Source organism: Imperialibacter sp. (assembly GCF_040222385.1).
GTDB lineage: Bacteria > Bacteroidota > Bacteroidia > Cytophagales > Cyclobacteriaceae > Imperialibacter.
In genome coordinates this window covers 118992-141220 of the sequence record NZ_JAVKDF010000023.1, presented here as the reverse complement: position 1 = coordinate 141220, position 22229 = coordinate 118992, and the positions used below count along the sequence as shown (strand labels likewise).

The window sequence follows — 22229 nt, the reverse complement described above, 5'->3', positions numbered from 1 at the left end:
ACCAGTTTTCATTTATCAACTCCTCCCAAAAATTCCTGAATATTTTGCCCTACTTTATCAATCAGCAGTGTTCGAGCTTCCATGCTTGCCCAGATGGAATGCGGCGTCATCACCAGTTTTTCCTTTTCATTTACCAAAAAAAGTGGACTTTGAGGGTCCAGCGGCTCTCTGGCAAACACATCGATACCAGCCCCGGCAATAAGTCCCTCGTTGAGTCCCCTCACCAGGTCTGTTTCATTGACTATACCTCCCCTACCAGCATTAATCAACAAGCCGGAGCGTTTCATGAGACCAAGTCTTTCGTAGTTGATCAGGTTGCTGGTGTGCTGGTTCAAAGGGGCATGTATACTTACAACATCGGCAGTGGCAAGAAACTCTTCCAGTTCCAGACGAGGGTAGGGTACCTCATAACTTTGACCCGAGGCGGAATAGTAAACCACTTCGGCCCCAAAGGCTTCCGCAATTTTCGCCACCTGCAATCCAATGCTGCCGAGCCCTATAATACCGAACCTTTTTCCGCTTAATTCCCAAAACGGTTTTTCAAAGTGCGTGAAAATGTCCGTCTTTGAATAGGCCCCCGACTTCACATAATTGTCGTAGTAGGGCACTTTGTTTATCAATTGGAGCAAAATGGCAAAGGTCCCTTGAGCTACGCTTTTTGAAGAATAGTCGACAGCGTTTTTCACGGGAATACCCAGTTCGTTAGCCGCTGCTATGTCCACATTGTTGGTTCCTGTGGCTGCGATACAGATCAGCTTCAGCCTTTTGGCTTCGTTAACGGTGCCTCTGTCGATGACCACCTTATTAGTGATAATTATATCCGCTTCCCGAACTCTCTCCAGCGTTTGATCCGAAGAGGTAGTTTCGTAATAAATGGCCTCACCGAAACGCTCCAATGATTTTATATTGGGAACATCTCCAATCGTTTTGGTATCAAGAAAAACCAGCTTCATTGGCGTTTTTTTTTAACCTTATACAATTCTCACCCAGTCACCTAATTTTAGGCGTTGCATATCCTTATTAAAATACTTTGCGTGAAGTGGATCGGCGTAAGCCGTGGTCAACTCGGCAGTCGCACTAAATCAGCCAATCGCTTGCGACGAAATCAGCCACCAGCCCTGACTTTAATAACTATCTTTTTCACCGTATCGTACCCTTCTACTTTTACGCCAGGCCGATGGGCGTCTTTGTCAGGAAAAACGACGAAAAAGGTCTCAGGATTCTCCTCGTAATATTTGCCTTTGGCTTCATGAAACATGATCTCCCTTCCAGCATCATACGGTTCAGTCACCGTGGATCCTTCCACTGGGGCTATGCCAATTTTCTCTTTGCCGTCAAAAACATAGTGAATGTCGGCGTAAACCTTGTGTGACTCGTATCTCGTCTTGGCCAGCTCTTTGGTTGGGCCATCGCTGACAATCACAAAAACGTTTTCACCGTCAATGGGGTACCTGCCCGGCTCAATGCTGGCAAGGTCGTCTCGCTGCATGTAGGCAAAGGCCTTATCCCACCAATCAGTATGGGCACTGTACTGGCTCGCCAGCTCTTGTTTGTCAATGGACTTATGAGGAACCAGATTATCGTTGTTCAGCCATTTACGCTCTTTGAACCATTCCTTTGACTCCTTTTTTCCGAGGGCTTTGCCTGATTGCGCCTGTAGCTCAAAACACATGCTGAGCGCCATTAATAGCGTTACAGCAGATAACAAACAGCGAAAAAAACTATGCATAGCATTACAATTTTAGAGTTAGCTTAATAAAACGTTACCTATAGTAGTGAGCAACATTACTTACTGTAGTCAAAAACAAATCATGTCAAACAATTTACATATGGCAACCAAATGAACTGCCGCACGACATGGAATAGGTTTGGGGTGCTGTTTGAACCAAAAAAAAAGGGAGGGGTTATACAGTAATGATTGCCAATAGCTATGATTCGACCGGCATTCACGTATCAGACTGCTTATGATCAGCTGACACTGTATACCCCCCTGCTTTCACCTACCTACTTAATCGTTTAATGAGGAGCACGACCCAGTCCAAACTGGTCACCAATTTTTACCGCTTTGTTGTCAACGAATTGAATTTCGACCATTTTCTCACTAGCCACATAGTTGTTATCCTCGTCAGTAAGCAACGTCACAATTTTGCGGGTTTTTACATCGATCACTTCGCCGCTTGACGGATAGGCATACTTACCATCAAGACTGAAAGTCACCCACCCTGGCATGTCCTGCAAAGGAATAGTAGTGAGCTGCTTGTATGGAGGCTTGTTTTCGAAAATATGCATGCGCATGTTATGTCCGTCGCTCACCCAAATTTCCTTCTCGTCAGGTGTGAGACCTATACCGTGACTAGGGCAGGAATGTCTCCTGACTGGTCCTTTTTCCCAGCCTTCCACAGTCACCCTGGCTAACTTTTCGCCTGTTTTCAAGTCTCCAACTTCAAAACCCAGCAACTCGTTGACGTTAACAAACACAAGCGACTCATCACTATTGACTGTGAATGGGCGAATACCTCCACCAAATGGCCCCACCTTGCTCACAAGCGTATGGGTCTTAGTGTCAGCAATATTCAAAAAAGGCGTGCCAATATCTGCCAGATAGGCTTTGGTACCAGACATGCCAATGATGGTATTGTGGGCACGGGTGAAAACCTGTATTTTGCTCTTGATTTCACCTGACGCACAGTCAACTACATTCCAAAAGTCTTTTTCCAATGATGGCAGGTACATTGTTTTACCATCCGGTGAAATCGACATTCGGTCGCATCCACCTTCGAAAGGTATCTCCCACACTACTTTCTCAGAAGTAATATCTATCCTTTGCAGGGTCTCCAGCGTACTGACATAGATACTGTTCGTGGCCAGGCTTACCGCTACGCCTTTTACATTAGAGGGTGTGCCGTCTTTGTGATAACCCTTCATCGGTATTCTTTTCACGAAACGATGGTTATTGTCCATATCGAAGACAAGTATTCCATGACCCCCATACCCCAGATAGTCTCTTATCCCGGGAGTGGCCACATACAGGTATCGTTTCGATGTGGCCGCCAATTCATCACTTCCTGCTGACGGTTCTTCGCCTGGCAGCGATATCCACGCCGCCGAGACTATCAAAAGCATGCCAAGGATCGCAACCTTAAAAGCGTTAATGTTCTTTTTCATGATATGTAGTTTCTTATGTTTCTTACTATTTGCTTTAAAAATGAGCTTGTTCAATTATATCCGGAGTTCTGAGGGAAAATTTCCAGGTCATTCATCAACTGAATCTGAGCAAGCGGGATTGGGAAAACTGTCATGTAGTCTTTCATCCCAAGTGGTGCCATCACCTCCAGAGCCCGGCCGGTCCTAACCAGGTCGAACCATCGATGGCCTTCAAACGAAAGCTCAAATCTTCTTTCCGTGTAAATCCGATCACGAGTTTCAGCCTGTGACAAGCCGGTCAAGTCGTCGAGCCCACCTCTGTTTCTCACCTGATTAAGGAAACCAAGTGCCTCAACAGTTTTGCCATTTTCATTTAGTGCTTCTGCATAAAGCAGCAACACATCTGCATAACGAATCACCTTCCAGTTGGCACGGCTGTCGCAGCTAGTAAGCAAGCGAACCATGTACTTTTTGGTAAATGTAGCCACGTCGTTAGAAGTTGGAATAAGGGGAATAAAGTTACCGTCGGCATCTGTATGCCCATTGGCAGCAGTAACATCCTTTCTTACATCACCTGGTTCAAAAATTTCAAATAAGTGGGGAGGCGCATTGTTGTTCCCATTTTGACCTCCGGTAACACCATAAAACTCGGCCAATTCCGGGTTCTTTGGAGTAAAGTTAGTGGTGAAGCAGTTTCCTTCACCCCCAAGACCCTCCTCATACTCGATATCGAAGATGTATTCGCTGTGATGTTCGTCTTGCATGTAATCGAATAAGTCATTATAGTTCTCAAGTAGTGCATAACCCATCATCGTCACTTCTTTCAATTTGGCCTCCGCCTTCACGAATTCGTGGCGGGTCATGTACACTTTGCCGAGAATTGACTTGGCAGCTCCCATAGTGGCTCTGCCAACGTCCGACCCAGAATAGCTGCCTGGCAACTTTGTTTCAGCGTCCAGCAAGTCGGGAATGATGACTTCGTTGTATATCTTTTCGACACTTTCACGTCCCTTTGTGTACGACTCCTCAATGGTGATAGGCGTGGTGATCAATTGTACATCGCCAAAAATTCTCACCATATCAAAGTAGGCAAGAGCACGAATGAACTTGGCCTCACCTGTATACAAGTCTTTGTTCTTAACAACAGTTGGATCCGCCTTCTCAATTCTAGCGAGCAACATGTTACAGCGGCTAATGGTAACGTAATAGTTACGCCATGTGTCACGCAACACATTGTCGTCATTGTTGATAGTGAAGTTGTCCATGGCCGCAGCAGTATTCTTAACCAACTCATCCCATGAGTCGTCGCCCCTCATATCACCAAACAACCACATGTCCTGATATTGATCCTGCAATGAACCATAAATGCCTATTACCGCATCATTGTAATCTTTATCTGTCTTAAATAAAGCATCTATACTTACTGTATCTACCGGTGCTATGTCAATAAAGTCCTTGTTACATGACATCATAAACAGCGATACGAATGTGACTATGCTAATTATGTTTTTCATCTCTATTTTATTTAGGGTGAGTAAATTAGAATCCTACGTTTAAGCCCAGCTTGATACTTTTGGCTACAGGATAATCATACTGTTCATTCCCCGGATTCAGGGCACTTCCACTCCTGCTCACGTCAGGGTTGAAACCAATATGCTTCGTAAACAGAAAAGGATTGATTGTGTTTATGTAAACTCTCAGTGAGCTCAGGTTAAGACGCTCAACAAAAGCATCCGGCAGCAAATAACCAAGTGTTATATTGTTAATACGCAAATAAGTTCCTGTATCCAGCCACAGTTGGCTGAATTGCCCACGAAAGTTACCTGTTGGGGTATCGTTAGGTCTAGGCGATCCGTCGCCTGGCTCACTTTCAGACTGCCAGTAGTCGTTCATGATCGATAGTTGCCTGAACCTCGATCTGTTGTTAGCAAGCTGGTTTCTGGAAATGGCCAAAATCTCATTTCCTTTTGACCCCTGAATACCGATTGTCAAGGAAATATTCTTATAGGATAGGTTATTGGTCATTCCATAATAGAAATCAGGGTAAGGAGAACCCATAATGGTTTTATCAAGACTATTGATGACTCCATCAGGCACTCCCTCCGGGCCACTCACGTCCACAAACCTTACGTCACCCACTCTTGAAGCATCTCTGGCACCGGGATTAAAAATAGGCCCTGCGTCCAGCTCTGCCTGGTTTTTGAATACACCATCAGACAACCAGCCATAAAACATGCCTATCGGCTGACCTATCATGGTTATGTTACCTCCGGAGATAATTGGGTCTCCTTCCGGGCCAAGCTTAACCACTTCGTTCTTATAAGTAGAGATGTTAAAATTAGTTGTCCATTTGAAATCGCCTGTGGTATTTACAGTGCTTGCCACAAACTCCCATCCGCTGTTTTTCACCTCTCCAATATTCTTTAACGCAGTGCTGAAACCGGTAACATCGGGCACATTTACATTCAAAAGCAGGTCATAATTCCTGGAATTGAAATAGTCAATGTTGAAGCCAAGCCTGTTATCAACAAAACTTAGGTCGACGCCTACGTTTATTTGCTTTTGCGTTTCCCAGGTTAGAGAAGGATTGGCCAGCCTGCCCGGCGCATATCCACCAACAGCACCGCCGCCGAGGGTATACTTGTCGTAATTGATCGTGGCATAGTGCTCATAATTACCAATATTGTTGTTACCTGTGCTGCCGTAGCTTGTTCTTAACTTCATTTCAGAAAGAGCAGGCATGGATTGCATGAAGCTTTCGTCAGAGATTCTCCAAGCTAAAGCCAGCGAAGGAAAAACTCCAAACTTGTTTTCGGAGCCAAAGCGAGACGAGCCGTCTGTTCTCAATGAAGCTGTGAAGTAGTACTTTCCCAGATAGTTGTAGTTGACCCTTCCCAGGTAGGATACCAAAGACCATTCGTAGTAGTTGGACGTACCACCAGTAATAATCCCACTCACGGCGCTCAAAGTTGGGACGAGGTTGTTTGGGTACCTGTTACTAGTCAGACTATTAGATTCAACTGTTTCTTTTTGGGTAGTAAAACCTGCTAATCCCGAAAAGTTATGGTCGCCAAAACTTTTGTTATAGTTAAGAGTCGTTTCAGTAAGCCAGTTTAAGCGAAGGGCAGAATAGTCGGAGCCTACAGCCGGATTGTTGAAAAATGCTGGAAGCTGTGGCTTAAAACTCATCCCTTTGATTGCCTGGAGGTTTGTGCCTGCCGCTACATTCACTTTCAGTTCATCAAGGATGGCGTACTCTACGTTGATATTGCCAAGTAAACCTATTCCCCTTTGCCTGTTAATCACTTCATTAGCTAAAGCAACGGGATTTTGGGTTGTAACCACTGCGTCGAGTCCGCCACCAAAAGGAAAATAAGAACCATCAGGATTGTACAATGAATAGTATTGTGGAATTACCAGGGAGTTGTACAAAATATCAGTGTTGCTGTTAACTCCGTCAAAACTGGTTCCACCTACGTTAGTTTTATCTACATACGACGGGTTGATGCTTGTTTTAATAGACAGCTTGTCCGTCAACTTAGAATCGATATTGGACCGCATTGAATACCTTTTGAAATTACTGTTCAAAATAATCCCATCCTGAGACAAGTATTCGCCGCTGATGGCATACTTCACATTTTCGCCACCTCCGTTAGCCGATAGCTGATGTTGCTGCTGAGGCGCAGTTACCAGAATTTCATCGAATGGATCTTTGAAATCGAGAGTTACACCTGGCTGAGTAGGTGTTCTGCCTTCCAGTACTTCAACAACGGTAACCGGAACGGCAATTTTCCATGTTTCTACCGGGCCAGATACGTCATTGCCCTCGTCAATATTTCTGTTTCTTATTCCGTCAAAGTAGTGCTGTGCTTCCTCTTTTGCAGATTGAAATTCAGGCATTTTGGCGATTTTCTGAAAGCCAAAGTAGGCGTCGTATTTGAAGGTTGGCTTTCCTTCTTTTCCTCTTTTGGTGTTGATTATTATCACACCGTTGGAGCCTCTCGATCCATAAATGGCAGTAGCCGAGGCATCTTTCAATACGTCGATACTCTCGATGTCATTAGGGTTGATGGTTTGAATGCTTTGCATAGGGAAACCATCCACCACGTACAGGGGATCACCTGCAGCGGAAATACTGCCTACACCTCTTATCCTGATTTGCGGCGGCGCTCCAGGCTCACCAGAAACTGGCATTACCTGAACGCCAGCAGCCTTTCCCAGCAATGCCTGGTCTACTCTGGTGGCTCCCAAATCTTTTATCTCGTCGCTTCCCACAGACGAAATCGAGCCTGTGACGTCTTTTCTCTCCATCTCTCCATAACCCACCACCACTATCTCACTCAACTGAGCTATGTCCGAGGTCAGCATGATGTTAATTACAGAGCGCCCATTTACCGGCACTTCCTGGCTTGCATAGCCAATAAAAGAAAAAATCAAGGTGGTACTACCTTCCGGGCTCTTTAAAGAGTAATGTCCGTCAATGTCCGTTACTGTACCGATATTGGTTCCCTTTACAATAATATTAACACCCGGAAGCGCCTCACCTTCCTCGGAAGTTACCTTCCCCGTTATTATGACATCTTCTATAATTACTTCAAGAGAAGGTGAAGACTCCTTGTCTTTATTGGCATTAATTACTGTGATATTTTTATTTATCTGTTTAAAACTCAGGCCAGTTTCTTTGGCAATATCCAACAACACGTCGCCAACAGTTCGTGGTATTTTGTACTTACCCGAAAACTTAACATTGGGATCAAGTTTGCCCCTGTCATATGCAAAATGGTAATCTGTTGCCGACTCGATAATTTGGAAAGTCTCAACTAAAGTATTTTTATTGAATTCAATATTCAATGGATAATCTCGCACACTCTTGGTTTCCTGAACGGATGCGAAACTGAACGTAAATGCAAAAAATTGAAGAAATAACCCGTATAGCAGTCGCCTGAACACACAGGGGGTTTGGTGTAGAAATCTTTTTAACATAACTTTGTAGTTTAAGTATGAAATAATTTATCTGGCAATATTTTTTATCTGATACATAAAAAATACTTGCGACTAAGTCGGCAGCTTTCTGGTTGCCGACTTTTTTTATCCACTATCTATCGATTCTGTTTTCATAGGCTTAGAAAAATATTTTGACTTTGTTTCCCTTTAGTTCATAAGTAATGTCTTGCGATGCCTGCAAAACATCCATAATATTCTTAAGATTATCTCTCTCAAATTTTGAAGTTAGTTTCCACTCCTGATCAGGTTTCCCCACAGTAGTTATTTCCACATCGAACCAATTCTCAAGTATCTTAATTACCTTGCGATGGTCAGCATCCCTGAAATAAATGATGCCTCTTTTCCATGAGGTCATCTCCTCTACATTAAACGACTGTCTGCTAAGCTTACCCGACTGTACGTTTAGGTCGGCCATTTCACCAGGGCTTAAGAGTAAAGTCTCGTGTTCAAGCCCGTCATTACCCTTCCTTACTCTACCTACCATTAATTTCCCCGTTACCAGTGCCACATTGTATATATCAAGTTCCGGGAAAGACTGCACATTAAACGACGTGCCCAAAACCCTCATTTCTAAATTGGACGACCTGACAATAAACGGCCTGCTTTTATCAGGCGTCACTTCAAAAAACGCTTCACCTACCAGGCTCACCACTCGCTCAGCATCACCAAACACCTCCGGGTAGGAGATACTGCTGCCAGAGTTGAGAATGACTTCCGTACCGTCCGAAAGGTGGATAGTCAATTTTTGTCCTTTGTGTGTCTCCTTCTGCAATTGCGGCACAGTCTCTACCACCTCCGGTGGATTGTCAAATGTTCCCTTGTTGTAAAAAAACATTCCAATAATCAGCAACGACACAGCGGCGGCTGCAAGAGATGCCCTTCTCAACCAACCGGATTTTCTATCCTTCGCCACATAAACTTGTTTAAATGGGCTTTCATCAGTCTCGGTAATACTGTCCGTTTTCTTCACGTACTCAACCAAATCTTCCATATTGATCAGGTCATGAATCTTCCTCAGCATGCCTTCTTCATCGGCGCTCTTCTCAGCATCCCTTTTCCGATTGAATTCCAGAATCTGGTCAGACAAGTGCTCATCCAATTTTCCAGACTCCAGGCTTTCAAGGATATACTTCACCTCTTCTATGCTACATTCTCCTTGGAAATACCTTTCCAACAGCTTTTTGTCCATTTTTACTTTTGTTGCTTAGTGGTAATACAATGTGCTGGCTTGCTACCCTGAAAAGAGCTGTAAAAAAAATCAGTTCGACTATGTATACCGTGAAACTAACGTGGAGCAGACCTGCCTAAAACTACTCAGGCTATGCCTTACAATGACCATCACACCACACAAGTGCATGTGGCTGTATGGTTGAGCCAACACCGCCAAAGAAAGACCGACCTGCCAGGTTCTGAGCAAATTGCCTTTCATCAAAAAAAAGCAACCCAAACTATCGATTTCTAATTTTTATGACGATGTTGTTGCCCAGTATTGCAGATTTTGTAATAGCACTCATCCTATGAAAGAATCATTAGCTACGATAATTGATCAACTTAAATTAGGTGACAAAAAGGCCCTTGACACTCTATTTTACCTATATAACAAGCGGATTTACCATTTCGGTTTGAGCTACTTTCATAACAAGGAAGAATCCGAAGAAATTGTACAGGAAGTATTTTTGAAGCTTTGGTTTAATAGAAAATCCATTAACAGAGACGGCGCTTTTGAGTCGTACATTTTTACCATTGCTAAAAACACGATCCTCAATAGCCTAAAGAAAAAAATTCATCATAAAGCTTATCAGGAATACCGGCTCCATGTAGCCGACATTACTAGTAACTCAACAGAGGATGATGTTATATACCATGACTTTGAAAAGCTTTATGAGATAGCCCTGCAGGTGCTCCCGAAAAAAAGGAAAGAGATTTTTATCCTTAGCCGAATGGAAGGCCTGAGTTATCAACAAATTGCAGAAAAGCTTGGGATTTCGGTGAAGACGGTGGAAACACAAATGCAGCTCGCACTCAAGCATTTCAGAGGGGTGTTGAAATCAAACACTGACCTCATAGTTTCAGCATCGATTTTTTTTCTGGCTGCCAGCTAACCTATTGATTGCTTGTGGTTTGATACCCCGATTAGTTCTCAGCTGACCAGTGCCAACCTGGCCTTCATCTTTATCCTACACCAGAGGACGGTTTACTCAACCACCTAACTTCCAAAAATAAATGTCACCTAATTCAGGGTAAGGCTTGATCACATTGTACTACTTCACAGGGAAAGACAACTACCCTAATTTCACACACAAAATATCCTACTGCTGGCAACTGTTGGCTCAGGCTAAATTACTCTACTTATGAACCTCATCATTCTTTTATCAGTATCTGCCATTGTGCTGCTTGTAGCCTATTTTACTTACGGGAAGTTTGTGTTCAAAAAATTAAACATAAGCAACAAAAACACCACGCCGGCACACTCTTTTGAAGATGGGGTCGACTATATCCCAAGCAAAACACCCGTGGTCCTGGGGCACCACTTCGCCTCAATTGCGGGTGCCGGGCCAATAGTCGGGCCGATCATCGCCGTCACTTTCGGCTGGATTCCAGCAGTGATCTGGATATTGCTCGGAGGCATTTTCTTTGGTGCAGTACACGACCTCACCAGCATGATTGCTTCTATGAGGCACGGCGGCAAGTCTATCGGGGTAATTATCCAAAAATATATCGGGCAGGGAGGAAAGCGCCTTTTCCTGATTTTCAGCTTCGCCACGCTTATTCTAATCACTGCGGTTTTTGTTGATATCATAGCCAAAACCTTTATCAATAATCCAGGGGTAGCCTCTGCATCCATCCTGTTCATGCTGCTAGCTGTAGTTTTTGGGATTGTTAACAAAGCGACCGCAAACGTCAAACATGCCTTTTTGATCAACACCGTTATTGGCGTGCTTGCTATGTACTATTTTGTTTATCTGGGCATGCAAATACCTTTCTTGCTGGATTACCAACTGTGGGTTGTGCTACTGTTGGCCTACGCCTTCGTGGCTTCTGTCACACCGGTCTCATTTCTCCTGCAACCGAGAGACTACCTCAACAGTTTTCTTTTATATGGCCTCATGATAGCCGCTGTGGTGGGTGTCTTTATTGCGAATCCGGAGATTAAAATGGACAACAACGTCCAAATCAATTCTGAAAACCTCGGCTACCTCTTCCCTGTGCTGTTTGTTACCGTGGCGTGCGGTGCCATCAGCGGCTTTCATTCGCTGGTGGCCAGCGGCACCACTTCCAAACAAATCAACAAAGAAAACGACACCAAGGTGGTGGGATATGGTGGCATGTTGATTGAGTCATTTTTAGCTATCATCTCGGTGGGCACGGTTATCATTATCAGCCGGGGAGAATACGCTAGTCGATTGGTCATCGAAGGGCCAGTGACCTTGTTTTCCGACGGACTGGGTAACATCATTTCATCTTCGGGAATCTCTGCACAGCTAGCCATTTCATTCGTGGCATTAACGGTGTCTGCTTTTGCGCTCACCACGCTCGATACCTGCACCCGGCTGGCTCGCTTTACAGTGCAGGAGTACTTCGAAGATGTCGACAACAAAGTGGGGAAGGCATTTACCAAAAACCGCTACCTGGCCACTTCGGTGGTCGTCGTATGCTCAGTGCTGTTGCTTACTTCCGGCGAGTTCACTACGCTGTGGCCAATTTTCGGGTCAGCCAATCAGCTACTGGCAGCATTGGCCCTTCTGGCCGTGGCCGTGTGGCTCATCAAAAACAAAATCAATCCCAATTTTGTGCTCGTCCCCATGTTTTTCATGTTTTCGGTCACGCTCAGTTCACTCCTCCTGTTCGCTATCAAAAATTTCACCGATGGCATTTATGTTTTGTCAATCATTGCTGGCATTCTTTTCATCCTTTCCATAGTACTTATTTGGCTGGCTACCCGAAGTCTGAAAAAAGAAATGAATGAACAGGGGCAAACTTTAACTAACGCCTAAGAAGGCACTATACGCCAATTAAAAAGAGAAAAGAGAGATGAAAACTCACGAAGTAGCCGTGATAGCGGGAGATGGAATAGGGCCTGAGGTTTTGGCTGAAGGGATCAAAGTGTTGAAGAAAGTTGAAGCACTTGACGGTAAAATGAAGTTCGACTTTACGCATTTCCCCTGGGGTTGTGAGTACTATGCCAACCATGGAAAAATGATGGCCGATGATGGCATGGAGCAGCTTAGGAATTTTGAAGCGATCTATTTGGGTGCTGTTGGGTTCCCTGGGGTGCCGGATCATGTTTCCCTCAGGGAACTACTATTGAAAATCAGAAAGGGGTTCGATCAGTACGTCAACATTCGGCCCGTCCAACTCTTGGAAGGTGCCCCATGCCCTTTGAAAGATGTGAAAAGAGAAGATGTCGACATGATCGTGATCCGAGAAAACAGCGAAGGTGAATATGCCGGAGCAGGCGACTGGCTGTTCAAAGGAAAGCCCGAAGAGGTGGTGCTTCAAACCGGCGTCTTTTCCAGAAAGGGGACAGAAAGAATCATCAGGTACGCCTACGAGCTGGCCCGAAAAGAGAAAAAGACCTTAACCAGCATAAGCAAGGCCAACGCCCTGAACTATTCCATGGTCTTCTGGGATCAGGTATTTGAAGAGGTGGGCAAGGAGTATCCGGAAGTAAAAACCGCTTCCTACCTGGTAGACGCCGCTGCCATGTTCTTTGTGAAGCAGCCGCAACGGTTCCAGATAGTGGTAACCTCCAATCTCTTTGGAGACATCATCACCGACCTGGGAGCGGCTATTGCTGGCGGTATGGGGCTTGCTGCCGGCGCAAATGTTAACCCGGAAAGACTACACCCTTCAATGTTTGAACCAATTCACGGATCGGCACCCGACATTGCAGGCAAAGGAATAGCTAATCCCCTCGCTGCCATCTGGTCCGCCAGCCAAATGCTTGATTTTTTTGGGTATGACGATTGGGGTAAGGCTGTGTTGAAATCCATTGAAAAAGTGATGGTGGAAAAGAAAACACTAACGCCAGATTTGGGAGGCACCTCTACTACATCAGAAGTGGGTGATGCCGTGATAGCGGCACTTGCGGAAATTTGAAAGCCTCAAAACTAATGATTAAGCCAATCCGCTGACCCGCAGAGTTTCATTTCTCCTATTTCTCATATCATCGGATCGCTAAAAATTACAGAGCTTCCACTTCTGTCTCCTCCAACCACTCACTTTAGCCTTCAAAAAGTATCATTAGATATTTCCCCTTTCAGCTTTCAAATGATTTTAGCATGTTTAACCCTTCGTTAGTTTCAAATACTCATTATTTGGGCCTATCTGGTCAAAGCTTTCGAAGCGCCTTATTATTTCAATAATTACTTTTCAAAAAAACCATTCCTATGAGAAATTTTACAAAAGGCCTTTTGTTACCATTCATCGCTTTAGTGCTTCTGGCTGGCTGCGGAGGTAAAGATGATGAAGGTGTGTCGTCTCCACTTATTGGCACCTGGAAAATCAGTAAAGTAGATGTAATTGAGGTTTCCGTTGACGGAAAAGACTTTGTCGAGTATTTTACCGACCTGGGGCTGGATGAGGCTACTGCAGAGGAATTTGCAGCTGATATTTCGGCTTCGGCGGAAGAAAACTCAGACATTGCCAACGTGACCATGGAGTTCAAGGCAGATAACACCTACCTGAGCACTCAGCCGGGCGAAGCTGATGAAACGGGCACGTGGTCGCTGAGTGATGATGGCAAAATTTTGACCATTGATGATACCCAATATGATGTCAAAACCCTGTCATCGTCGTCACTCGTGGCTCGAATAGATGAAGAACAAGAGAGCGAAGGTGTGACTATAAAAATCGTGATTGAATTTAGTTTCACTAAGTCCTGATAGCATATCCTCAGGCCATTGCATGCTGCTGTGGTCTGAGGATATAACCTTGTTTAAAAGCTAACATTATTTCAAGCTAGCTCCCCTTGTTCGGCTATTTACCGTTTACCAATTTGCATCACAGAAAGGTTCGCCGTTGGACTGCTTCCGCCATAGGTAGCGAAATACATGTTTTCCGGCTGCTTCATAGTGTCTGTTTGGAAATAGTGCGTATTCATCATATGCTTCTCCTCTCTATTTACATAGAAATGATAAAAAGCTCCCTGCTTTAAGAGGGAAAGTTTAATTGGGTTTTCCGGCTGAATCTTATCAGCGTAAAGCGAATAATTATCCCAAATTTCTTTGCCTTTGTTGCTGATCGAATACTCTCCACCTTCCTGATACAACCCAACGGTGATAGCATCCCATTGAAACCCATATATGAAGTTGAGTGAGTCATATGTCAGTGTGATCAGGTAGTCAGTTGAATCGTCAATTGCCAACTGACCCGCTATTCCAAACCGTCTTGTCTGTAAACTTTCATATATCAGTGAGTCCTCTTTTAGAAGCAACGTATCTCCTATGACCAATTTAGAGAGGTCTTGAGTCCTGTACCAGTCTGGCACCTGCACGGCTGCATCAAACAACTCATCGATGTAGTAAGAGCGCCACGACTCACTGTAAATATCAGCCACGCAAGTGTTCTCTCCACCCTCCTTCATGATACTGGCGCATTCACCTAGTAGCAAGGTTTCATTCTTATGTTTGCGACCCAGAACACAGTGACCCAACTCGTGAAAAACAAGCATTTCTCTTTGCCTGTCATTCATTTGTTTCCAGATGAAGGGGTCAAGTTTGATCAGGTTGGTGAAAAAAGAGGATTTGGAACTCCCGCCCTTGTTGTCTGGCAGATCGGTAAATTCGACAATCAAACCTCGACGGGCATCTGATAAGTCATAGCCCCGCAGTTTAGCCTCATCAATAAACGAGTCAACGTAGCCACTAACATCGTGGGGAACATTCGTACCACACCCCGTTAAAGCAAACATCCCAGCCAAACCCAACACTATTAAGAAGCTGGATTCGGTTGGGATGTTCTTTATTTCCATTGGTTTATCTCGAGGCAGCCTCTATCCAGGCCTTCACCTCTTCTATGGTTGGATTAGTAACGTCGTTCAGCTTCAGTTTCTTGCGCATACCGCACACATCGTTAAAAAGCTTACTGTCTTTGCTATCAGCAATGGCTTCTTTGGTAGACATGTTGAGTTTCTGAAGTATCGGGATCAGCTCAGCTCTCACTCCCAGCTTCTCGTAGTCCTTCTCCATTAGCTCAGCCACTTTCTTCTCCGGCCTCATTTGAGGAAAGAAAAGCACTTCCTGAATGGATGGCGAATTAGTCATAATCATGCTCAGCCTGTCGATACCAACACCCAGCCCGGCGGTTGGAGGCATGCCGTACTCAAGTGCCCTAAGGAAGTCTTCGTCGAGCATCATGGCCTCATCGTCACCCCTCTTCCCAAGCTCAAGCTGTTCTTCAAAGCGCTTGCGTTGATCAATCGGGTCGTTCAGCTCGGAGAAGGCATTGCAAATCTCTTTGCCATTACAGATCGCTTCGAAACGCTCCACAAGTCCTTCCTTGCTGCGGTGCTTCTTCGCCAACGGTGACATTTCCACAGGATAATCCGTGATGAAAGTCGGTTGAATTAGCTTGTGTTCGCAATGTTCACCGAAGATCTCGTCAATCAGCTTGCCTTTGCCCATGGAGTCGTCGATAGGGACTTCCAATTTTTTGGCCGTAGCCCTAAGCTCGGTCTCATCCATGCTGCTGATGTCAATACCGGTAAAATGCTCGATCGCCTCAAACATGGTGAAGCGCTTCCAGGGACGCTGGAAGTCGATTACGTTCTCCCCTACCTGCACCTGGGTGGTTCCATGGAGGTCAAGAGCGATTTTCTCAATCATCTCCTCCACAGTATCCATCATCCAATTATAGTCTTTATAGGCCACATACAGCTCCACCTGGGTAAACTCAGGGTTGTGAAAGCGGGACATGCCCTCATTCCTGAAATCCTTTGAAAATTCGTACACACCATCAAAGCCACCTACAATCAGCCTTTTTAGGTACAGTTCGTTGGCAATACGCAGGTAGAGCGTCATATCCAGCGTGTTGTGGTGTGTTTTAAATGGGCGGGCGGCTGCGCCTCCGTAAAGTGGCTGTAGAATAGGTGTTTCTACCTCCAGGTAGCTCTTGTTGTTCAGGTATTCTCTGATAGAGTTGACCAGCTTGGTGCGCTTGATGAACGTATCCTTTACGTGAGGATTCACCACCAAATCCACATAGCGCTGCCGATAGCGTTGCTCCGGGTCAGTGAAGGCATCATGAAGCACTTTGTTGCCGTGCTCGTCTTCTGTTTCCTTCACAATAGGAAGCGGCTTCAGTGCTTTTGTAAGCAATTTAAACTCCGTTACATGCACGGATATTTCCCCGGTTTGCGTCGTGAACACAAAGCCTTTAATACCTATAATGTCGCCAATGCCCAGTTTCTTTTTGAAAACGTCGTTATAAAGCGTCTTGTCTTCTCCGGGGCAGATATCATCCCTGCGAACATAAATCTGCATACGTCCGGTAGAATCCTGTAGCTCAGCAAAAGAAGCTGAGCCCATGATGCGGCGGCTCATGATGCGGCCAGCCATGGAAATATTTTTATAATCAGTCTTGCGCTTTTCGTAGAACTCGTGGATTTCGTCTGAGGTGACGCTCACTTCAAATGTTTCGGATGGGTACGGGTTAATCCCCGCAGCTATAAGTTCTTCTCGCTCTTTCCGGCGCAAAATTTCCTGCTCGCTTAATTGCATGGACGTTTTTAAGGTTTAATCAGTATCAGCCAGTTAGCTGATTTCAAATGAGGGGCAAAGTTAACTGAAAGTCGAAAAAAATACTGGATTGGCTCAGTAATAGTTAGTAGACGCCGACTTTTAATTCTTCGACGTTAAAAAAGGGTTAAGAATTATTATCCTTTACCTCAACCTCAGTTTTCTTACCATCATCCACCTCAATGGATGTTAGATTACTTCCTGAAAATAAATAATCAGGATGTTCAAATTCATTAGTGGAAGTATGCTTTGCTTGTTCTTTGTGCAAGCCGCCGCTCAGCCGGAAAAACTAACGAAGATTTTGAAAGAGGACAATGTCACGGACTTTGTCCGCTACTACAGCGAACCAGGCTCTGACACCACCCTCCTCCACAAAAGTGTAAGAGCCGCTGCGTACAAAATCTCCGAGTTCCTGATTCAAAAGGAACCTGACATCAACAGCTTCGATGAAAATGGCCAAACACCGCTCCACATTGCTATTGAGGTTGAAAACGCAAAGCTGGTTAACCTCCTGATCAACGGTGGCGCTAATCCCAACCTGAAAACAAAAGGCGGCCTTGAAGGAACGCCCTTGATGTTTGCCTCCTCCATAAAAGACACAACCATCAGCAAGCTACTGCTGGATGCCGGTGCCAAAGTAAATACCATCGATATAAATGGAGATCCGGCCCTCAACTGGGCCGCCTACTATGGCCACACGGATCAAATGAGACTCCTGATCAAGGCCGGTGCCGATTTGTCGCTAAGGAGCAAACATGGCAACGTGGTGGACGTGGTGCTGAGGCTTTGGCAGGCCGACTCAGTGGCTGAGGTACTCAGGCAAACCTCCCTGGCCACGAAAATCCCCAACCAGGCAGCAAAACTTGTGAATGCCGCTAACTCCAATGACATGGAAGCGGCCAGGAAAATCTTAAAAAGCGGTGGCGATGCTAATGCAACGGATGGCCTCGGCATTCCTGCGCTCCACCTCGCCGCACAAAAGGGCTATTTGGAAATGACGCAGCTACTATTGGACAATGGAGCCGACCCAAATAAGCTGAATCGTGTAGGACAGCCTCCTCTCGCCCTGGCGGCACGGTTTGGGCACAAAGACATGGCGAAGCTGCTGCTCGACAACGGAGCGAATCCAAATGCAACAGACCAGCACTACAGGCTTACCTCCCTCATAGGTGCAGCAGTAAATGGCGATGCATCATTAGGCCAAATGCTTATTGACGCCGGAGCCAATATCGATCACACCGACTCGGTTAACCATTGTGCCGCACTGCACTGGTCGCTGTTCTATAGCCACAACGAGTTTGCTACTATGATGATCAGCGCCGGAGCCGACTACGAAATGAAAGTGCTGGATGATAGATACACAGCCTACACCCTGGCAAAGTTTTACGGCAATGAAGAAATCATGGACTTGATCCAGGCGAAAAGAAATCAACTCAATCCACTGCTGGGGTCGTGGAAGTTCAAAGAGATTCACTACATCTACAAAGACACTACCTATTCCGTGCCCGAAGCCTACCCGGGCACCTTTGTGGTGGCCCCGAACCGCTATGCCATTATGTACAACCCCTCCGACGAGCCAAGGAAACCATTCCAGTCGCTGGCCAAGCCAACCGACGCTGAGATCAAGGCGGCCTTTCAAAGCATTGTTTTCAATTCGGGCAGCTACGAGCTATCATCGGCAATGATAGTCACAACATCAGACATTGCCAGAGTGCCCGGGTTTGAAGGTGGAAAGCAGTACTATGAGTATAAATTCGAGGACGATGCTCTGCACCTGAAAATGGTTGACGAGACCTATCCCGATGGCACCAAACCGGCCTGGTACCAAAAGCTTGAAGTTCTTTTTATATTGACGAAAGAATGATGCAGTATGACGGCCTTAAGGTTTCTTCTCCTGGGATATGCATTCCTGACCATTTTCATCTCTGGCGGGCTCTTTTTTAAGAAGTCTGGGCAGGCCTATTTTACCCTTTCGATGTTCACTGTCCTCTTTGGAATCGAGATGCTTGATTTTCTCTATTCCACAAGTGTGCTGGCCAGAATGCATCCGCAATTTTTTGGCATCTATTACTTTACCGCCGGCTTCATTTATGGCCCGGTGCTGTTTTTGCATTTCAATGTGCTTTTGAAGGAAAGGTATTTCAAGCCCATTGACCTGTTGCACTTTGTTCCAGCTGTTATTGCATTTCTTAGTATTAGCGACATCCTATTCATGCCTGGGCATAGCCGAATGGACTACATAGGGGCTCATTTTTTCGATCGCATCATGCCTTTCAACTATGCCAGGGCAACGCATATCCTGCTGTACGGAATAGTCTTCGTTTTCCTGATCTACAAAAACTACAGTAGCCTCGATTCCAAAAAAAGGCTGTATACCCTGTCCACTTGCTCCATCTATTTCATTACTGCCGTGCTCATGTCGTGGCTCACAGAATATGCCGACGACTGGCGACAGTTTATTGTTTATTACATCTCCGCTTCCAGCATTGTTTTCATTATCGGCTATGTCCTGTACACCGAACCCGACTTCCTTAGCAGGATTGCCGGTAAATACCTGAGCTCCAATCTCTCCCAAAAAGACATGAGTGTCATCAAAGAAAAAATCATTTCCTCCTTCGAAAGAGACAAAGCTTACCTGGAAAGCAACCTGACCCTGGCCAGGCTTGGCGAGCTGATTGAAGAGAAACCGCATAGAATATCGCAGACGTTGTCAGAACTGGTCAGGGAGAGTTTCAACGACTTCACCAATCGGTTCAGGGTGGAGCATGCCAAAGAAATGCTGGTAAAAGATGAGTTCCGACACTACAAAATAGAGGCCATTGCACTTGAGTCAGGCTTCAACAACAAGGTCACTTTCTCGAAAGCCTTTACAAAGTTTACGGCGCAAAAACCTTCTGTGTACCGAAATTCAATGACCGGATAGGCGCCTGGCTTTCTGAACAAAGTGCCCAAAAGAAACGACTGACTTACTACGCAGCAGACAGTTTCCTTCTGTCCAATTCCTTTTTAATAAAGCTAAACTCTCTCCCTGTTTGTCCTGCTACCGACGTATTCTCCTCTGCCCGCCTGATCAAATAAGGCATCACCTTCTCCAGCGGGCCGTAAGGCACATACTTTGCCACGTTGTAGCCCTCCTTCGACAGCTTAAACGAAATATTGTCGCTCATGCCGTAGAGCTGTGCAAAAAACACCCCCGGGTCATCCTTGGCGATGCCATACTGCTGCATCAACGAAGTAAGCAACGCATTCGACTGCTCATTGTGGCTTCCTGAGCAAAAGGCAATCCGCTTGTGATTCGCTGCGCAGAAATCAAGTGCCCTGTTGTAATCGATGTCTGTGGCTTGCTTCGTTGGTTGAATGGGATCCTTGTAGCCCATCTCCTCCGCTCGCTCACGCTCGTTCTCCATATAAGCACCACGCACAAGCTTCACACCCAGGTAAAACCCTTCTGTTTTCCCTTTTTCGCGTAAACCCACCAGCTTGTCGAAGGCATCCCATCTATAAAATTGCAGCGTAGTGTAAACAATCGCCCTCTCTTTGTTGTATTTCCGCATCATTTCCAGCGCCAGGTTGTCAATCACCCCCTGGTAAGCATAATCTTCTGCGTCAATAAATATTCTGACACTAAGCTCGTGAGCTTTGCTGCAAAGCTCTTCAACCCGACGGTGAATATTGCCAAACGCCTTCTGCTCTTTGCCATTCAGTTGTTTGCCATCCTGCGATTTCGTCATCAACTCTTCTGAGCCCAAACCTGATACTTTCATCACGGCAAAGGGAATGTGGGCACTGGTCGCAGCGTTCATCACTGTCTGCAGTATTTCCTCCTTATTGGCCTCAAATCCAGCCTCCGTTTTCTCTCCTTCTGCCGAGTAATCGAGGATGGTACCAATACCTGAAGCACCGAGCTCAGAAATCGTTTGTTTGCACTCCTGGATCGTCTCACCGCCACAGAAATGCCCGAAAACAGTACTTTTTATGAGTTTTTTGATGGGCAATTTCATTTTTAGTGCTAATATTACGCCCTGTGTTCCAAAGCGCACTAAAAAGTTACTGTTCATAGCGGCGAATAGCCAATACATCTTCTTCAATTCCCGGTCCGACTTAGAAGCAAAAGCTACTTCGGTATCTTCGAAGGTAAAGGGATGGGTAACGGGCATGGTTAATGTGTTTAATTGGAGTGCAATAATAGTTAAAAGACTAGTTTGATCGTTTTTAGTTTATAAAAAATAAGTGAGGTGGGTATGGAGCTTACTATTGACAAATTTGAATCCTGGTCTCCTGTAAAAGAAAGACCATTGATTATTTCAGGGCCTTGTAGCGCTGAATCAGAAGAGCAACTCATGGACACCTGTACCCAACTGTATAAGGAAGGTATCAGAGTAATGAGAGCTGGTGTGTGGAAACCAAGAACTCGTCCGGGTGGGTTTGAAGGCATAGGCAAAGAAGCCCTTGGCTGGATCCAGAACGTGAAGAAAGAGTTGGGTGTCAAATTTGCTGTTGAAGTAGCCAACCCTGACCACGTAGAGGCTTGTCTTGCTGCTGGCATCGACATCCTTTGGGTAGGTGCCCGCTCAACAGTGAACCCGTTCACCGTGCAGGAAATTGCCGACTCTCTTGTAGGCGTTGATGTACCTGTACTGATCAAAAACCCTATCAACCCCGATCTTGCATTGTGGTTGGGGGCAATCGAAAGAATTAACAAGGCCGGCATCACCAAAATTGGTGCTATCCACCGTGGTTTCTCTTCTTTCCAGAAGACGAAATATCGCAACGTGCCCGCATGGCAGTTCCCTATCGAACTAAAAAGAGAGTTTCCTGAAATGCCTTTGTTTGGTGACCCAAGTCATATTTGCGGCAACAGAGAAATGCTTTTGGACGTGGCTCAAAAAGGGCTTGATTTGAACTACGACGGTCTGATGATCGAGTCTCATAGGGATCCGGACAACGCATGGAGTGATGCCAAGCAGCAGGTGACACCTGCCCGCCTGGGTGAAATGGTAAGAGAACTGAAACCAAAAAGCGCTCATTCGACAGACGCCACTTTCAATCATTTCATGGATCAAATGCGTGATCAAATTGACAACGCCGACCGTGAAATCCTTGAAGCTTTGGCCAACAGAATGCGCCTGGTAGAGAAAATGGGTGAGTTCAAGCGTGACAACAACGTAACTATCTTCCAGGTAGACCGCTGGAATGAAATCTACAAAAGCAGAGCCGAGTGGGGCAAGTCACTTTCACTTTCTCCCGACTTTGTAGAAGAAACCTACAAGCTGATCCACGTTGCTTCTATCAAACAGCAAACTGAGATCATGGCTAAAGTACCTGCAGGCGGAGAAAAGTAAA

At 45.5% G+C, this 22229-nt stretch carries 16 protein-coding genes; 7 read left to right on the top strand and 9 right to left on the bottom strand.

Annotated features, from left to right (window positions below):
* Nucleotides 1–8 precede the first annotated feature (8 nt).
* The 6 genes from RIG68_RS10890 to RIG68_RS10860 all read right to left on the bottom strand — a co-directional run bounded on the left by RIG68_RS10890 (nucleotide 9) and on the right by RIG68_RS10860 (nucleotide 9337).
* On the bottom strand, nucleotides 9–953 hold the full coding sequence (locus tag RIG68_RS10890; RefSeq protein WP_350122007.1) for a D-2-hydroxyacid dehydrogenase: 945 nt from the start codon (nucleotides 951–953) through the stop codon (nucleotides 9–11).
* A gap of 152 nt (nucleotides 954–1105) precedes the next feature.
* Nucleotides 1106–1729, bottom strand: coding sequence for a NanQ anomerase/TabA/YiaL family protein (locus tag RIG68_RS10885; RefSeq protein WP_350122005.1), 624 nt, complete (start codon nucleotides 1727–1729; stop codon nucleotides 1106–1108).
* 287 nt (nucleotides 1730–2016) lie between these two features.
* The gene (locus RIG68_RS10880) at nucleotides 2017–3165 is read right to left on the bottom strand and encodes a YncE family protein (protein ID WP_502880622.1); all 1149 of its coding nucleotides are present in this window, start codon (nucleotides 3163–3165) and stop codon (nucleotides 2017–2019) included.
* Nucleotides 3166–3215: 50 nt separating this feature from the next.
* Nucleotides 3216–4658, bottom strand: coding sequence for a RagB/SusD family nutrient uptake outer membrane protein (locus tag RIG68_RS10870; protein ID WP_350121999.1), 1443 nt, complete (start codon nucleotides 4656–4658; stop codon nucleotides 3216–3218).
* A 25-nt stretch (nucleotides 4659–4683) separates the two neighbouring features.
* Nucleotides 4684–8127 carry a SusC/RagA family TonB-linked outer membrane protein gene (locus RIG68_RS10865; protein WP_350121997.1) on the bottom strand — a complete coding sequence of 1148 codons (3444 nt, stop codon included), beginning with the start codon at nucleotides 8125–8127 and terminating at the stop codon, nucleotides 4684–4686.
* 139 nt (nucleotides 8128–8266) lie between these two features.
* Nucleotides 8267–9337: a FecR family protein gene (locus RIG68_RS10860; protein ID WP_350121995.1), complete on the bottom strand. Its 1071-nt coding sequence runs from the start codon at nucleotides 9335–9337 to the stop codon at nucleotides 8267–8269.
* A gap of 328 nt (nucleotides 9338–9665) precedes the next feature.
* Between RIG68_RS10860 and RIG68_RS10855 the strand changes: the two genes are divergently transcribed.
* The 4 genes from RIG68_RS10855 (at nucleotide 9666) to RIG68_RS10840 (ending at nucleotide 14033) form a co-directional block, all read left to right on the top strand.
* On the top strand, nucleotides 9666–10250 hold the full coding sequence (locus RIG68_RS10855) for an RNA polymerase sigma-70 factor (RefSeq protein ID WP_350121993.1): 585 nt from the start codon (nucleotides 9666–9668) through the stop codon (nucleotides 10248–10250).
* Between the two features lie 249 nt (nucleotides 10251–10499).
* Nucleotides 10500–12143 carry a carbon starvation CstA family protein gene (locus tag RIG68_RS10850; RefSeq protein WP_350121991.1) on the top strand — a complete coding sequence of 548 codons (1644 nt, stop codon included), beginning with the start codon at nucleotides 10500–10502 and terminating at the stop codon, nucleotides 12141–12143.
* A 37-nt stretch (nucleotides 12144–12180) separates the two neighbouring features.
* A complete protein-coding gene (locus tag RIG68_RS10845) occupies nucleotides 12181–13248 on the top strand; it encodes a tartrate dehydrogenase (protein WP_350121989.1) in 1068 nt (355 codons plus the stop codon).
* A gap of 290 nt (nucleotides 13249–13538) precedes the next feature.
* The gene (locus RIG68_RS10840) at nucleotides 13539–14033 is read left to right on the top strand and encodes a lipocalin family protein (protein ID WP_350121987.1); all 495 of its coding nucleotides are present in this window, start codon (nucleotides 13539–13541) and stop codon (nucleotides 14031–14033) included.
* 98 nt (nucleotides 14034–14131) lie between these two features.
* Here the strand turns inward: RIG68_RS10840 and RIG68_RS10835 are convergent, their stop codons facing one another.
* Both RIG68_RS10835 and lysS read right to left on the bottom strand, forming a co-directional pair.
* Nucleotides 14132–15121 carry a putative metallopeptidase gene (locus RIG68_RS10835; RefSeq protein ID WP_350121985.1) on the bottom strand — a complete coding sequence of 330 codons (990 nt, stop codon included), beginning with the start codon at nucleotides 15119–15121 and terminating at the stop codon, nucleotides 14132–14134.
* A gap of 4 nt (nucleotides 15122–15125) precedes the next feature.
* Nucleotides 15126–16868 (bottom strand): lysine--tRNA ligase, encoded by a 1743-nt coding sequence (lysS, locus tag RIG68_RS10830; RefSeq protein ID WP_350121983.1) that lies wholly within the window; start codon nucleotides 16866–16868, stop codon nucleotides 15126–15128.
* Nucleotides 16869–17106: 238 nt separating this feature from the next.
* Between lysS and RIG68_RS10825 the strand changes: the two genes are divergently transcribed.
* Together RIG68_RS10825 and RIG68_RS10820 are read left to right on the top strand one after the other, a co-directional pair.
* Entirely contained in the window at nucleotides 17107–18750 is a 1644-nt protein-coding gene (locus RIG68_RS10825) for an ankyrin repeat domain-containing protein (RefSeq protein WP_350121981.1), read from the top strand.
* A gap of 6 nt (nucleotides 18751–18756) precedes the next feature.
* A complete protein-coding gene (locus RIG68_RS10820; protein ID WP_350121979.1) occupies nucleotides 18757–19809 on the top strand; it encodes an AraC family transcriptional regulator in 1053 nt (350 codons plus the stop codon).
* Nucleotides 19810–19855: 46 nt separating this feature from the next.
* On the opposite strand, the gene RIG68_RS10815 is transcribed toward RIG68_RS10820, so the two are convergent.
* Nucleotides 19856–21043, bottom strand: a complete 1188-nt coding sequence (locus RIG68_RS10815) for a proline dehydrogenase family protein (RefSeq protein WP_350121977.1) — start codon at nucleotides 21041–21043, stop codon at nucleotides 19856–19858.
* 84 nt (nucleotides 21044–21127) lie between these two features.
* Here RIG68_RS10815 and RIG68_RS10810 point away from each other — a divergent pair, with 84 nt between their 5' ends.
* Nucleotides 21128–22228, top strand: a complete 1101-nt coding sequence (locus RIG68_RS10810) for a chorismate mutase (protein WP_350121975.1) — start codon at nucleotides 21128–21130, stop codon at nucleotides 22226–22228.
* Nucleotide 22229 lies beyond the last annotated feature (1 nt).

Bases quoted from the DNA above. Each gene is read 5' to 3' on its own strand.
- RIG68_RS10865 (WP_350121997.1), bottom strand. From the start codon at position 8,127: ATGTTAAAAAGATTTCTACACCAAACCCCCTGTGTGTTCAGGCGACTG.
- RIG68_RS10820 (WP_350121979.1), top strand. From the start codon at position 18,757: ATGACGGCCTTAAGGTTTCTTCTCCTGGGATATGCATTCCTGACCATT.
- RIG68_RS10890 (WP_350122007.1), bottom strand. From the start codon at position 953: ATGAAGCTGGTTTTTCTTGATACCAAAACGATTGGAGATGTTCCCAAT.
- RIG68_RS10850 (WP_350121991.1), top strand. From the start codon at position 10,500: ATGAACCTCATCATTCTTTTATCAGTATCTGCCATTGTGCTGCTTGTA.
- lysS (WP_350121983.1), bottom strand. From the start codon at position 16,868: ATGCAATTAAGCGAGCAGGAAATTTTGCGCCGGAAAGAGCGAGAAGAA.
- RIG68_RS10840 (WP_350121987.1), top strand. From the start codon at position 13,539: ATGAGAAATTTTACAAAAGGCCTTTTGTTACCATTCATCGCTTTAGTG.
- RIG68_RS10870 (WP_350121999.1), bottom strand. From the start codon at position 4,658: ATGAAAAACATAATTAGCATAGTCACATTCGTATCGCTGTTTATGATG.
- RIG68_RS10815 (WP_350121977.1), bottom strand. From the start codon at position 21,043: ATGCCCGTTACCCATCCCTTTACCTTCGAAGATACCGAAGTAGCTTTT.
- RIG68_RS10810 (WP_350121975.1), top strand. From the start codon at position 21,128: ATGGAGCTTACTATTGACAAATTTGAATCCTGGTCTCCTGTAAAAGAA.
- RIG68_RS10825 (WP_350121981.1), top strand. From the start codon at position 17,107: ATGTTCAAATTCATTAGTGGAAGTATGCTTTGCTTGTTCTTTGTGCAA.
- RIG68_RS10845 (WP_350121989.1), top strand. From the start codon at position 12,181: ATGAAAACTCACGAAGTAGCCGTGATAGCGGGAGATGGAATAGGGCCT.
- RIG68_RS10885 (WP_350122005.1), bottom strand. From the start codon at position 1,729: ATGCATAGTTTTTTTCGCTGTTTGTTATCTGCTGTAACGCTATTAATG.
- RIG68_RS10880 (WP_502880622.1), bottom strand. From the start codon at position 3,165: ATGAAAAAGAACATTAACGCTTTTAAGGTTGCGATCCTTGGCATGCTT.
- RIG68_RS10835 (WP_350121985.1), bottom strand. From the start codon at position 15,121: ATGGAAATAAAGAACATCCCAACCGAATCCAGCTTCTTAATAGTGTTG.
- RIG68_RS10860 (WP_350121995.1), bottom strand. From the start codon at position 9,337: ATGGACAAAAAGCTGTTGGAAAGGTATTTCCAAGGAGAATGTAGCATA.
- RIG68_RS10855 (WP_350121993.1), top strand. From the start codon at position 9,666: ATGAAAGAATCATTAGCTACGATAATTGATCAACTTAAATTAGGTGAC.